General features: G+C 44.4%; 16 protein-coding genes, 1 tRNA gene and 1 other RNA gene. 4 read left to right on the top strand and 14 right to left on the bottom strand.

Going from position 1 to position 13,151, the window contains the following annotated elements; all coding sequences use genetic code 11:
* A partial coding sequence (locus K5Q22_RS06585) for a transposase (RefSeq protein WP_221868602.1) occupies window positions 1-154 on the bottom strand: 154 nt, incomplete at its 3' end.
* A gap of 200 nt (window positions 155-354) precedes the next feature.
* Between K5Q22_RS06585 and K5Q22_RS06580 the strand changes: the two genes are divergently transcribed.
* Window positions 355-879 (top strand): GNAT family N-acetyltransferase, encoded by a 525-nt coding sequence (locus K5Q22_RS06580; protein ID WP_105211639.1) that lies wholly within the window; start codon window positions 355-357, stop codon window positions 877-879.
* A gap of 132 nt (window positions 880-1,011) precedes the next feature.
* Here K5Q22_RS06580 and K5Q22_RS06575 read toward each other — a convergent pair whose 3' ends face one another.
* The 5 genes from K5Q22_RS06575 to K5Q22_RS06555 all read right to left on the bottom strand — a co-directional run bounded on the left by K5Q22_RS06575 (window position 1,012) and on the right by K5Q22_RS06555 (window position 5,310).
* Window positions 1,012-1,569 carry a hypothetical protein gene (locus K5Q22_RS06575; protein WP_205014050.1) on the bottom strand — a complete coding sequence of 186 codons (558 nt, stop codon included), beginning with the start codon at window positions 1,567-1,569 and terminating at the stop codon, window positions 1,012-1,014.
* A gap of 242 nt (window positions 1,570-1,811) precedes the next feature.
* Window positions 1,812-2,528 carry a DUF554 domain-containing protein gene (locus K5Q22_RS06570; RefSeq protein WP_205014048.1) on the bottom strand — a complete coding sequence of 239 codons (717 nt, stop codon included), beginning with the start codon at window positions 2,526-2,528 and terminating at the stop codon, window positions 1,812-1,814.
* A gap of 3 nt (window positions 2,529-2,531) precedes the next feature.
* Window positions 2,532-3,278 carry a 16S rRNA (uracil(1498)-N(3))-methyltransferase gene (locus K5Q22_RS06565; protein ID WP_205014046.1) on the bottom strand — a complete coding sequence of 249 codons (747 nt, stop codon included), beginning with the start codon at window positions 3,276-3,278 and terminating at the stop codon, window positions 2,532-2,534.
* Window position 3,279: 1 nt separating this feature from the next.
* Entirely contained in the window at window positions 3,280-4,233 is a 954-nt protein-coding gene (gene prmA, locus K5Q22_RS06560) for a 50S ribosomal protein L11 methyltransferase (protein ID WP_205014044.1), read from the bottom strand.
* 606 nt (window positions 4,234-4,839) lie between these two features.
* A complete protein-coding gene (locus K5Q22_RS06555; RefSeq protein ID WP_205014042.1) occupies window positions 4,840-5,310 on the bottom strand; it encodes a DUF3013 family protein in 471 nt (156 codons plus the stop codon).
* 73 nt (window positions 5,311-5,383) lie between these two features.
* On the opposite strand from K5Q22_RS06555, the gene K5Q22_RS06550 reads away from it, so the two are divergent.
* The 3 genes from K5Q22_RS06550 to K5Q22_RS06540 all read left to right on the top strand — a co-directional run bounded on the left by K5Q22_RS06550 (window position 5,384) and on the right by K5Q22_RS06540 (window position 7,046).
* A complete protein-coding gene (locus K5Q22_RS06550; protein WP_205014040.1) occupies window positions 5,384-6,670 on the top strand; it encodes a replication-associated recombination protein A in 1,287 nt (428 codons plus the stop codon).
* Between the two features lie 101 nt (window positions 6,671-6,771).
* A non-coding RNA gene (gene ssrS / locus K5Q22_RS06545) (6S RNA) lies at window positions 6,772-6,965 on the top strand.
* An 8-nt stretch (window positions 6,966-6,973) separates the two neighbouring features.
* Window positions 6,974-7,046: transfer RNA gene (locus K5Q22_RS06540), tRNA-Lys, on the top strand.
* Window positions 7,047-7,150: 104 nt separating this feature from the next.
* Here K5Q22_RS06540 and nrdG read toward each other — a convergent pair.
* The 8 genes from nrdG to K5Q22_RS06505 form a co-directional block, all read right to left on the bottom strand.
* Entirely contained in the window at window positions 7,151-7,708 is a 558-nt protein-coding gene (nrdG, locus tag K5Q22_RS06535) for an anaerobic ribonucleoside-triphosphate reductase activating protein (protein WP_205014037.1), read from the bottom strand.
* 186 nt (window positions 7,709-7,894) lie between these two features.
* The gene (locus K5Q22_RS06530) at window positions 7,895-8,389 is read right to left on the bottom strand and encodes a GNAT family N-acetyltransferase (RefSeq protein ID WP_029171295.1); all 495 of its coding nucleotides are present in this window, start codon (window positions 8,387-8,389) and stop codon (window positions 7,895-7,897) included.
* A gap of 1 nt (window position 8,390) precedes the next feature.
* Window positions 8,391-8,597, bottom strand: a complete 207-nt coding sequence (locus tag K5Q22_RS06525) for a hypothetical protein (protein ID WP_044674650.1) — start codon at window positions 8,595-8,597, stop codon at window positions 8,391-8,393.
* Entirely contained in the window at window positions 8,579-8,746 is a 168-nt protein-coding gene (locus K5Q22_RS06520) for a hypothetical protein (RefSeq protein WP_153596802.1), read from the bottom strand. The genes K5Q22_RS06525 and K5Q22_RS06520 overlap by 19 nt, the downstream gene beginning before the upstream one ends.
* A gap of 1 nt (window position 8,747) precedes the next feature.
* Window positions 8,748-8,882 (bottom strand): hypothetical protein, encoded by a 135-nt coding sequence (locus K5Q22_RS09780; RefSeq protein WP_014638808.1) that lies wholly within the window; start codon window positions 8,880-8,882, stop codon window positions 8,748-8,750.
* Window positions 8,883-8,974: 92 nt separating this feature from the next.
* Window positions 8,975-11,146 carry an anaerobic ribonucleoside-triphosphate reductase gene (nrdD, locus tag K5Q22_RS06515; protein ID WP_029179622.1) on the bottom strand — a complete coding sequence of 724 codons (2,172 nt, stop codon included), beginning with the start codon at window positions 11,144-11,146 and terminating at the stop codon, window positions 8,975-8,977.
* Window positions 11,147-11,451: 305 nt separating this feature from the next.
* Complete coding sequence (locus K5Q22_RS06510; protein ID WP_013730659.1) at window positions 11,452-12,195, bottom strand: amino acid ABC transporter ATP-binding protein; 744 nt, start codon at window positions 12,193-12,195, stop codon at window positions 11,452-11,454.
* Complete coding sequence (locus tag K5Q22_RS06505) at window positions 12,195-12,998, bottom strand: amino acid ABC transporter permease (RefSeq protein WP_014637221.1); 804 nt, start codon at window positions 12,996-12,998, stop codon at window positions 12,195-12,197. Before K5Q22_RS06505 ends, K5Q22_RS06510 begins: the two co-directional genes overlap by 1 nt.
* Window positions 12,999-13,151 lie beyond the last annotated feature (153 nt).

Raw genomic sequence — 13,151 nt, 5'->3', positions numbered from 1 at the left:
CTACGCCTTTATAACTACACAAACGTCGGAATATTTCTCCCAAACTACTTCGATATTGATTATAGATGATTTTTCGTCTATACTTAGGGGTGAAGACAATGTGGTATTTACACAGCCAATTTGTATGTGATAAACTATGTGCCTTTTGTGCCATACTTTTCTCCTCTCGCTTTACAATAGGCTTGAACACCTTTATTGTATCGCGTTTGGAGTTTTTTTGGTATAACCTTCGTCGCACACCCGCATAGCGGGTGGTTTATTTGTCACGCACCTTACGGAGCGTGACGGACTAAAAGTCACATAATCAGCAAGAGTTTGGGAGCCCAAACTCTTCTGTTTTATAAAGGAGAAATTATGTTCCAAAACATTCCACGCCTTACTAGCGCAACCTTATGCCTACGCCTCATCCGAGAAAACGATTTGGAAGACCTCTGGGAAATCTATTCCAACCCCATTCACTTTCAGATGACACCCAACACCTCCACACAAAATAAAGAAACTCTCCGCAAGCGCATCGGTCATTTCCAAAGAGATTTTGACAAGAAAAAACGCCTGTTTCTAGGAGTAGAATGCGGGAGGAAATTGATTGGCATTTTGGAAGTTTTTAACCACAAGAAACGGTCTGCGTCGGTGACCATTGGTTATCGGATTCACCATGCCTTCTGGAATCAAGGTCTAGCTAGCCAAGCAGTTAGCCTGCTCTGCCATTACTTGACAGAAGAATGCCAAATAAAAGAAATCGTCGCCCTCGTCCTACCCGAAAACCAAGCCTCACAAAAGGTACTGATAAAGAATAGCTTCCAACAAATCGGGCGAGTTGAGGAAGACTGGAAGGGATTGGGACAAGTTAACCTTTTAAGGTTTGAACGAAGACAGTAAAAAAAACAGGGCAATAATCAAGAGCTTGTTTTTTCAAGCTCTTTTTTACCCTCATATACTCTCTAGATGAATTAATCAAAGCATATAAAAATAGCTCGAAGACGTACTCGAGCCGTTTTTATATTTATATCGCTACTCCCAATAAATCGGTACATAGCGGGTTTCTTTGGGACTTTTTACTGTATAGATTCCCAAATCTACCCAGTTTGATTGATTCGCTAACCGCTGTTCTACTCTAAACTCCTGACAAAGTATCGTTGTTTCCAAGCGAATGTTTCCATACTTCCTTGCAAAAACAGGGCAAGAAACGCTTTCTGAAGCAAAAATGAGATTCCCCAAAGCCGTTTTTCTAGGACGACTAAACTCCATAATTCTGCCTTCTTCTCCACCGTAAATCGAAGAAATCAGATTTTCACTCATAATGGTTTCATGATAGGTTGCTTCGAGAGAAGTACGACTATCAGACGCTTGAAAACCTCGACTAGACGTACTCGATAATTGACGAATAAAAGCCTTTCTCACTTCATGATTTTCAAACTCATAGGTCTGCTCTGTTGCTTGATTATACAAAACCAATTCCGAGATAATCTGATAGCTAGTCCCTGGAACTCTACCGAATTGATTAAGAGCAACAAAGACTATCAAGAAAAATCCAAGAGCAGCAAAAATAGGGGTACTCAATCTTTTCATGGGCAATCTCCATCACATATCTCCTCAATCTTCGCTAATTGCAACGACCATTGAGCTATGAACGAATCCATCATGATCCTGTTTGTTCGAATCGTTCGGAGCTATACATTCACTATTTGCTAACGTGTTTTCGGGACAAACTTCTTCCTTAAAACGACAGATCATTCATCTTTATCACAATTTATAGTATATCAACATGTTCTTTAAAAAACAACTAATCAAGTATGTAAATGTAAACCAAATCATGTAAAATATGACCAAATAACTGCAATCACGATGGCTGGCAGCATATTGGCCACTCGGATTTTCCTATCCCAAATGATATTGACACCGACACAGAAGATGAGGGCGGAGCCGATAAAGGAGAGATTGGCAAGGGCCTGATCCGTCATTAGAGGCTCAATCAGGCGCGCCAAAAGAGTGACTAATCCTTGAAAAATCAAAACCGGTACTGCCGAAAATCCTGCCCCCTTGCCCAAGCTGGCCGTCATGATAAAGATGATGATAAAATCCAGAATACTCTTAATGGCGAGGAGGGTATAATCTCCCGTTAAGCCGTCTTGGATAGAGCCGATAATGGCCATGGCACCGATACAAACAGTAAGGGATGCTGTTAGAAAAGCATCTAAAAACTGTGAATCTTGACCGTTTCCTGACTTTTCTCGGAGCCAGATCCCCAAGCGCTCAAACCAACCTTCGATATGAAGCACTTCTCCTAAGAAAGTACCGAAAGCCAGACTGATGACCAGAAGCATACTATTCTGACTTGTGATCTGACCATCTATAACTGTCAGTAACCCCTCTAAACTACCAGAAATCCCCAGAAAAAGAACAGCAACACCACTCGCCATCGTCAACCCAGACTGATGCCGTTCTTTCAGTAAATGTCCAAACCAAGACCCTAGCAAACCTGCTAGGGCAATGGCGATGGTATTGATAATCGTTCCTAAGGCAAACATATACTACCTCAACAATTCCGTCGCGTAGCTAATGGCAGAAAGAGCGTAAAGGGGAGCCGTTTCCGCTCGTAAGATACGTGGACCAAGACCTGTCTTGACCGCTCCTGCTCCTTCAAATGCAGCGACTTCCTCAGGCGACACGCCACCTTCTGGACCGACGATGACAAGGACTGATTGGCCAGCTTCTAAGCCAGACAAGATTTTCACTAGATTGGCTTGTTCGCCCTCTTTAGCGGCCTCTTCATAGGCTAAAATAATCTGGTCAAAGTCTGCTAGTTGGGCTAGGAAATCCGCTTTTTTCTCAAATAATCGAACAGCCGGAATGCGATTGCGTTTGCTTTGTTCGGCTGCGCCTTGGGCGATTTTTTCTAACTTTTCTGCTTTTTTTGCCAGTTTTTTACCGTCCCATTTGACCACAGACCAATCCGCTGGGAAGGCCCAGAGGGCTGCCATGCCCAATTCCGTTGCCTTTTGGGCGACAAATTCGAGCTTATCTCCCTTGGGAAAGCCCATGGCAATGGTGACGGAAACGGGTAATTCAACATTGTCTGCTAGTTCTTCGATGATTTCAACAGATTGGCTCTTGCTGTCCACTACCCGTGCCAAGCGTTTGATACCGTCATCAAAGACCAGGACAATCTGATCATCTGCCTGCAATCGCATGACAGAAAACATATGCTTGGCAGTGTCCTTATCGCTAATCTGGAAAACGCCCTGCGGTGCTCTGCCATTGACAAAATACTGCTGCATCCTAGCCTCCAATCACACCTGAGCGGTCAGTCGTCTTCTTAAAGACGCAGCAATTCCACTCGCCCTGAATCATGTGGGTTTCGAGGAAGAAGCCAGCCACCTCCGCAGATGCTCGCACCATGTCCCACTTGTCCGCGATGATGCCACTCATAATCAAGTAGCCCTCGTCCTTGACCAGACGGTAGGCATCGTCCGTCAAATGAACGAGAATGTCCGCCAAGATGTTGGCAACGATGACTTCCGCTTCAATGTCAACGCCACGAAGCAGGTCGCCTGCCGCAACATGAATATTGCTAGTATGGGCGTTGAGGTCAATGTTTTCCTGGGCCACACGCACCGCCACTTCATCCAAGTCATAGGCGTAAATCTCCTTGGCCCCCAAGAGAGAACTTGCAATGGAGAGGACGCCTGAACCTGTGCCGACATCGATAACCGTTTCGCCACCACGCAGGACCTGCTCCAAGGCAAAGAGGCTCATCTTGGTCGTCGGGTGAGTTCCCGTACCGAAAGCCATGCCTGGATCCAGGCGGATAATCTTCTCACCAGCAGTCGCCTCATAGTCGGTCCAAGACGGTACAATGGTCAAATCGTGGGTAATGCGGGCTGGCTCATAGTATTTCTTCCAGTTGTCCGCCCAGTCTTCCTCTGCCAGTTCCTGACTTTCTAGGCTGACCTGACCCGTTTTCAAGCCAAAGCCCGTCAAATCCGCCAGGCGAGTTGCCAAATCTGCCTTGATTTCTTCAATATCCAAGGTATCAGGATAATAGGCCGTAATCGCAATCATATCCGACTGCTCCACCTCGGGATAGAGTTCACCGAAACGGTCCTCCTGTCCCACATAGTCAGCCGAGTCGCTAATGGCCACCCCCTGACTGCCCGTTTCAATCATCAGATTTGAAACTGCTTCCTCTGCATCACGATGCACGTGAATCGTTAATTCTTGCCATGAGTTCATGTTTGTTTTCCTTTTCTTTTCTATGCGTCAATCACTGTATTATTGTACCGATTTCTAGCCTTTTTTACAAGTTAATGTTACGCAATGGAGCCCTAATAATACTTTTTCGAAAATTTTCTAATCGCACTGCGAATAAACATGTGTAGGAAAGTTTGAGACGGTGGTTCCAAGTTTCTGAACGGAGGTGATGCCCATGGAAGTGGACAGCAAATCTGCTAGAAAGGCTAGCCCATGCCAGATGGTAAGTTAACTTACTCATCTGGCAACGACAAATCCTATAAGATTTGTCTAGGGCACGCACTAGCTCGAGTTTTGAAAAATATCGTTTCAAAACTCTCACGTCGGAGATCTCTGGATTTATATTTATCAAGTTTACTTGTTGAAATACTGAGCTTGATAATCGTCATCATTTTAGCTATTCGAGATAAAAAATAACCGTCAGCAAACTTTGACACAGTTCTGACGGTTATTTAATCTAACGAACTGAACCACCGTTTAGCGGTCCTGCTGGGCGTTGAGCTAGAACTCAACGCCTTTTCTATTTTTATAATAGCAAAAGTTTCACCCGTAGTCAAGTCAGAACCAAGCTTACAGGTATCTCGCTCCCTAATACCTCGGATATGGGTAGAACTCCCCTTCCACCAAGTCTGCTCTGCCTTTTTCAAAGGCTTCACCGTCCCAAGAAATGGCAAATTCTTGGGCTTCTGGGTCCGCCAAAAAGTCCATGAGGTCATCTAAACCTTGGTCGGCTGTGTCCTTGAGAAAACCTGCGAAGTAGGTCAGAAACTCTGCTGAAAAGCCCTTCTTGGCGTCAAATGGCAGAGCGACCAGGTAGTCTTCCTCGTCAAAGCGGGACTTGTCCTGGTTGTAGAAAAGGACATACTCCTCTAGGAAAATATCCTCCGCAGAGGCATTGCCTTCGTCATCCACCGTTTCAACCCCAGCCGCATTTTGTGCTTCCAAGATAAAAGCCAGCTCAACTGCGTGGTTTTTCTTGTCCCAGTTGAGCTCGTAATCGTAGGTAAAATGTTTGTCCAGTGCCGCTTCCAGCACATCTAAAAAGCCATGTTTTGCCATGTCAGTCCTCTTTCGATTTTGTGTTATAATAAGTGTACCATATTCAGCTAACAAAAGAAACGAAAGGAAGCCTATGCCAGCCAATCTCGCCCTTCGTATGCGGCCAAAATCCATTGATGACGTCATCGGTCAGGAACACCTGGTCGGTCCTGGAAAGATTATCCGTCGCATGATTGATGCCAATATGCTGTCGTCCATGATTCTCTACGGTCCGCCGGGGATTGGCAAGACCTCGATTGCGTCTGCCATTGCTGGCACGACCAAGTATGCCTTTCGGACCTTTAATGCCACGACGGACAACCAAAAACGCCTGCAGGAAATCGCTGAAGAGGCCAAGTTTTCTGGTGGCCTGGTCCTCATGCTCGATGAAATCCACCGTCTCAACAAGACCAAGCAAGACTTTCTACTTCCTCTTTTGGAAAATGGTAATATCATCATGATTGGGGCAACGACTGAAAATCCCTTCTTCTCAATTTTACCTGCCATTCGCAGTCGGGTGCAGATTTTTGAATTGCAGCCTTTGCAAACCAGCCACATCCAACAAGCCTTGGAACTGGCTCTGACAGACAGCAAGCGTGGTTTTGATTTCCCTGTCACCATTGAGCCTGAGGCTCTGGACTTCCTAGCTAATGCTACCAACGGTGACCTTCGTGCTGCTTACAATTCGCTAGAACTGGCTGTGCTTTCGACCAAGGAAAGCGATGACGGTAGTCGCCACATCGATCTGGACGCCGTGGAAAATAGCCTGCAAAAGTCCTACATCAGCATGGACAAGAACGGCGATGCCCACTACGACATCCTCTCAGCCCTACAAAAATCCATTCGGGGCAGCGATGTCAATGCCAGCCTCCACTACGCCGCCCGTTTGATTGAGGCCGAAGACCTGCCTAGTCTGGCTCGTCGCTTGACGGTCATTGCCTACGAAGACATCGGCTTGGCCAATCCAGAGGCTCAGATTCATACGGTGACAGCCCTTGAAGCTGCCCAGAAAATCGGCTTTCCAGAAGCACGGATTTTGATTGCCAATGTGGTAGTCGATTTGGCTCTTTCTCCCAAGTCCAATTCTGCCTATCAGGCCATGGATGCAGCTCTGGCTGATTTGCGGAAAAACGGTCATCTACCTATCCCAAATCACCTGCGGGATGGCCACTATGCTGGCAGCAAGGAGCTGGGAAATGCCATTGGCTACCAGTATCCGCATGCCTATCCTGAAAAATGGGTGGACCAGCAATACCTGCCCGATAAGTTACTGAATGCGGACTACTTCACCGCCAACGACACCGGTAAATACGAGCGTGCCTTAGGTATGACCCAAGAAAAGATAAAAAATTTGAAAAAAAATAGACGCCAAAATCCTTGATAGAACTGGTTTTTTGGCACACACCCTTTGACACCGCTTACATTTTTGCCATTTTTCTCTTGATTTTTCAAAAAAAAGTGGTATTATTAAATCATAAATAAGAACTGCTGTGGTATACGAATTCATACCTATGTGTTGACCGACTATTTTTGTATTACTAGGGAGACAAAGATCCTCTGACAGTATGCAAGCTGGCACACCCAGAAGCAACTAAGTTAGAAACGCGTCACCCACCTGCTTTTAGCGTGCGGGATCAATACAATCCATGGATAACCGGTACCAATACAGCATTTTTATTTTTTACCTTCCTTAGCTCAGCTGGCAGAGCAGCGGACTCTTAATCCGTGGGTCGTAGGTTCGATCCCTACAGGGAGGATTGGTTGATATGAGGAAAGTCTTGTTTTATCAAGGCTTTTTCTCGTTTTTAGAGAGAATTTGGTCAAAATTTGGTCAAAAAGAACCCTTTCACATTGTGAAGGGCTATTTTTTTAACTTATCCCACAGGACAACTCGTTTTTCCTGCAATGATTTCTGTACATCAATGATGCGTTGGTTGGACGACCCTCTAAATTGCAACATGAGGTTGCGTTTGTTTTTGTCATAACGGCCGTCAACTAGAATATCTAAATAGGATAGTAACTCTAACTTATCCGGAGTTTCTAACATCATTTCTTCCCATGTGTAGCCTGTCCAAGACCAAATATCCTTTTCTGGCAGTTCTTTACGAATTCGCTTTACGAGTGGGAGGACCGTGCCCGTGTTCAGAAAAGGCTCGCCACCCAAGAGGGTTAGGCCCTGCACATAGGGCTGGGCCAAGTCTGCTAAAATGCGGTCTTCAAGCTCCTTGGTATAGGGAATCCCAGCTTTAAAAGACCAGGTTGCAACATTGTAGCAGCCCTCGCAGTGAAACAGACAGCCACTAACATATAGAGAGCAACGGACTCCTTCTCCATCCACAAAGTTAAAGGCTTTGTAGTCCATTATTCGCCCTTGACTAAGTTCCTCGCTCTTCCATTCTTGTGGTTTAGGATTATTCATTTCAAATACCTGAGCATAAGCAAATGAAATCTGATCGTTTGGATGAATTCCGTTTTACCAGTACACAGACTGTTTTTATCCATAAATGGTACTTCCAATGCTTTAGCTCGGATTGATCCCAGCAAGCCTAGTGCAGAACCAATCTCAATTCCTTTCCTGTTTTGATTCAGTAGTTTGTCACTCCCATTAATCCTCAATCCAGTATCTTTCTACCCCGTCTCGAACATCTTCCAAAACGCCACCACAAGCCACAATCGTGCGGCGACTGGCTTGATTGTCTGCCGAGCAGGTCACAAGGACCTTGGAAATATTTTTGGTTGCGGCTTCCTGCAAACCAAGTCGCAGTTGCTCCTTGGCGTAACCCTTCCCACGCTCGGTCGGGCGAATTGAATATCCGATGTGACCGCCTTTATTGAGCAGGAAATCGTTGAGCCGTAGGCGTAGACTGAGAAAACCAAGGGCTCGACCTGTTTGGTCAAATGATACATATTGAATGGAAGGAACAAAACCGTCTGGTAGATTGAGACCTGCCTCATAATCTTGGTTTCTCAAAATCCAGTCTTCAAAGTCCACATCTTTGGAAATAAAGCCCCCGTCCATAGCAGAGCCTGCTGCTTCAAACTCGGCCAACATATCCAAAATCGTTTCCTTATCCGCCACAGTTGGTCTTCTTAGTTCCATTCTAGCCTCCGTATTGTCTCTTGAAAAATTCGCTGATGATGTCAATATCCAGTCCCAAGTCCTGCACAATTTCTGCCTTGTGGAAATCATCATAGTTGTCCTTGCCGCTCCAGACAAAAGAGTTGGTCACAATCTGATAAACCTTGTCTAGCTCGACTGCTCTGCCATTGACCAGAAAACCCTCACCGCCTAGGACAATGCCCCACATCTGAGGGTGGAGACCTGTCTGTAGGTCAGAATCCCCTTTTTCTCATTACCATCCCGAATGTTCGCAATCAGCTGTGCCTTCTTGGGAAAATTCTCCATGTAGGAATGCATATCATTGGTATGGAGAATACTAATATCTGTATAGTCCATGCTATTTTTTCTTGTTTTTTGCTTGTTTGAGCAATTCCTGCACACGCGCTTTTTTATCCTGCTTCACATTGGAATTCTTCTCATGATAACGTGCCACCAGGGCCTTCCCCTTATCGTCTAATTGATATTTTCCCATTGTTTTCTCCTCTTTTTTTATCTCTTGTTCGTTTATAATAAACTTCCACAGCTAACTGGAACTGTGGAAGCTCTACATAGTCTGTTTATTACTTATAAGCTCGACCCATTCATGTGTTTCACACGCGCCGAAATTTCCTTGTGACGACCTTTTACCATCGGACGGGCTTGTGGATTGCCTAGATAACCACAAGTTCGTTTAACAACATCTACCAATTTAGGATCACTATTTCCGCAACTTGGACACTTGAAGCCACGCTCCGTAGGCTCAAAATCGCCCTCAAAATCGCAAGCGTAACAATGGTCAATCGGAGTATTGGTCCCCAAGTAACCTACACGGTCATAGGCATAGTCCCAAACAGCTTCCAAGGCCTTTGGATTTTGTTGCAGCACAGGGTATTCACAGTAATGGATAAAGCCACCGCTGGCACCTACAGCAGGATAAATTTTCTCAAAGTCCAGTTTTTCAAATGGTGTTGGATTTTTGCGTACATCATAATGGAAACTGTTAGTGTAATATTCTTTATCCGTAATGTCCTTAACAATGCCAAATTTCTCTGTATCCATACGGCAGAAACGGTCTGTCAGGCTTTCAGATGGTGTCGAATATACTGAGAAATGATAACCATATTCATCCGACCAATCTTCAACCAAGTTTTTCATTTTCTTGATAATATCCACCGTGAAATCTTTTGCCTCTGGGTTGGTCTCCCATTCGCCACCATAGAATACTGTTGCGACTTCATACAAACCAATGTAGCCCAAAGATACGGTTGCTCGACGATTTTTAAAGACTTCATCTACTGCGTCTGTCTTAGCCAAGCGTTTGCCGAATGCCCCATATTGATAGAGAATTGGAGCATTGGCCGGGGTTGCCTCCTTCACTCGTTCCACACGATAGACCAGAGCATCCTTGGCAATGGCCATGCGTTCTGCAAAAATTTCCCAGAACTTATCCATGTCTCCAGCAGACTCCATGGCAATCCGTGGCAAATTGACGGTTACGACACCTAGGTTCATACGACCAGATGTCACATCCTGGCCATTTTCATCCTTCCAACCTTGAAGGAAAGAACGGCAGCCCATTGGCACCTTGAAGGAACCTGTCAACTCAACAATCTTGTCATAAGAAAGCATATCTGGATACATACGCTTGGTCGCACATTCAATCGCCAATTGCTTGATGTCATAGTTTGGAGAATCTGGCTCCAAGTTCAAGCCACGCTTAACTGTGAAAATCAACTTAGGAAAGATAGCTGTCCGACCTTCGCGCCCCAGACCTTTGATACGAATGTTCAAAATCGCTTTTTGAATTTCTCTCTCAAACCACGATGTCCCTAGCCCGAAACCGAGTGAGGTAAAGGGTGTTTGTCCATTGGAAGTAAAAAGGGTATTGATTTCATACTCCAAAGACTGCATAGCGTCATAGATGTCTTTTTGCGTTTTAGCACGCGCATATTCTTCTTGCTTGTCTGCTAACACCCAATCCTTGGCGTCTTTCAAATGCTTTTGGTAATTGAGTTCCGCATAGGGCGCCAAAACTTCATCGATACGGTCAGCTGAGCAACCACCATATTGACTAGAAGCCACATTAGCAATGATTTGTGAAATCTGAGCCGTAGCTGTTTGGATAGACTTCGGACTTTCTACATCCGCATTTCCTATCTTGAAGCCCTGTGCCAACATTCCTTTGAAATCAATCAAACAACAGTTGGTCATTGGTGTATAAGGGCTGTAATCCAAATCGTGGTAGTGGATGTCGCCTTTTTGATGGGCATTAGCCACATGAGCTGGCAATAATTTGAGACCGATAGACTTGCCGACAATACCTGCTGTCAGGTCCCGTTGGGTATTGAACACATCCGCATCCTTATTGGCATTTTCATTGACCACAGACTGGTCCTTGCTCAACAACTTATGAATCTCAAAATTAATATCGGTAGCCTGATGACGGCGAAAATCACGGCGTGTTCGGTATTGAATATAAAGCTCCGCCAAATCATATAAATGAGCCTTTAGCAATTCCTGTTCAACGACCGTTTGAATTTCGTAAATTTGAACATCTTTCTCAAATCGGCGACCAATTTCAGCCAAAACAGCTTCTAATACAATTTTTAACCCTGCCTCTGAAACAGGATGTTCTAATTCTTGGTTCGCCCGCCGAAGAGCAGAAAAAATCTTATCCTGATCAAAGGATACTGTCCGTCCATCACGTTTCAAAACCAATAATTCTATACTCGGTAAGACATTTTCTTGCACATTCATCTGACAAACCTCCAAAATTCTTCACTTCTATTAGTGTAGCACTTCACAAAATAAAAATCAATATCTTGTGTAAAAAAATATTAAACAACCTATATATGCACTATATATAGGTCTCAAAAATTCTATCAATTGGAAAACAACTGTGCTCAATTTCACCACTTGACAAGGATGAATTATTAGATTGAAATATGAAAATAGATTGGGGTAAAGATATAACTTCTCTATCAGAAAACCTAAAAACAGCCCTCTAACAGGGCTGGCTCTATGTATTGAAAATAGGCTAGGGCTGGTCACCACATACCTCCTTAAAATTGAGGATTTGAATAAGAGGCGAAAAATTCTCTAGTCCGTTCTTCTTTAGGATGATGGAAAAGCTCCTCAGGTGTCCCCTGCTCCAGGATACGACCGTTTTCTAGAAATAATACCTTATCCGCCACTTGGTAAATGAAATTCATGTCATGACTAACTAAAATCATCGTTTGTCCTGTCTTAGCTGCATCGGCAATGGAACGTTCTACTTCTCCAACCAACTCTGGATCAAGCGCCGAAGTCGGCTCATCTAGTAGCAAAATGTCTGGTTGCATGGCAAGAGCACGTGCAAGAGCCACACGTTGCTTTTGACCACCTGACAGATGTCTTGGATAATGGTTCTCACGTTCTGACAGACCGACCTTTCTCAATTCTTCTTTGGCAAGGGCGGTTGCAGAGGCATCATCCATCCGCTTGACAATTTTAAGCCCTTCCTTGACGTTATCAAGAGCTGTCTTTCGTTCAAACAGATTAAACTGCTGAAAGACCATAGCCAGTTTGCGGCGTAAGGTCAATATCTCCTCTTTTGAAATATTGGTAAAATCAACTGTAAAACCATCAATTTCGATACTCCCCGCATCTGCCTGCTCCAGATAGTTCAGACTACGCAAAATTGTTGATTTTCCTGCTCCAGATGGTCCAACAAGGGCAATAACCTGCCCTTTTTCAATGTCCATATCGATTCCATCTAGTACTTTTTGTCCTGAAAATTCCTTGACTAAATTGCGAATTTTAATCATTAGCGATCACCTCCAACTCCAGAAATATCTACTGATTCAGGGGCCTGAATAGCCATTTTATTTTCAAGGAAACGGCCGAAAGACTCAATCAGAACAGAGAGCGCCCAGTAGACCAAAGAGACAGAAATGTACCGCTCAAAGTAGCGATAGTCTGCCCCACCTTGAATCTGTGCCTGTGCATAGACCTCAACGATACCCGCACTAAAGGCTAGGGAAGTTCCTTTAGTCAGACCAATCAAGGTGTTAATCAACGACGGAGTTGCAATCACAGCCGCATTAGGAATGATGATCCGACGATAAACCTGGCCAGAAGTCATACCTAAGGAACGAGCTGCCTCAATCTCCCCTGGACTAACAGCCTGAATCGCAGCACGAATAGACTCACTCATATAGGCTGCCTCATTAAATGCAAAGGCTGTAATCGCAAAGACAGCTGCAGGAATAGCATTGATATTCCAATCAAGACCATATTCCTGATTGAGACCTCTGAGAACCAATGGAATTCCATAGTAGGTCAACATCAGCTGCACCAAGATAGGAGTGCCTCGCAAAAAACTAACAAAAACTGCCTGAACGGGATATAAGAATCGCACACGATTAATCTTTACAATAGCAAAAACCAAGCCCAATATCAAACCAAAAAAAGCACCAGCGAGCGTCAAGCCAATCGTAATCGGTAAACGTTCAATAATGGATGGTAGGGCATCAAAAACAGCCCTAATACTAAATAGCTTACCATCCGGTAACCACTCTAAAAAACCTTGATACCATGCCGGTCCTGTTATTCCTAATACACCAATCATACTCTTCTCCAAACATTTAAAAATGACAGATTTTCTGCCGTATACTCTATTTTATCATGTAACCACCCACATCAACCTTATATATATTTTATGGCTGTGATAAGTAATCTTAATGATTATAAAAAGACAATGAAAAAGAAACAGCCCACTTGG

Source organism: Streptococcus sp. 2018162 (assembly GCF_019754175.1).
GTDB classification, from domain to species: domain Bacteria; phylum Bacillota; class Bacilli; order Lactobacillales; family Streptococcaceae; genus Streptococcus; species Streptococcus hashimotonensis.
This window is presented reverse-complemented; position numbering and strand designations above follow the sequence as displayed.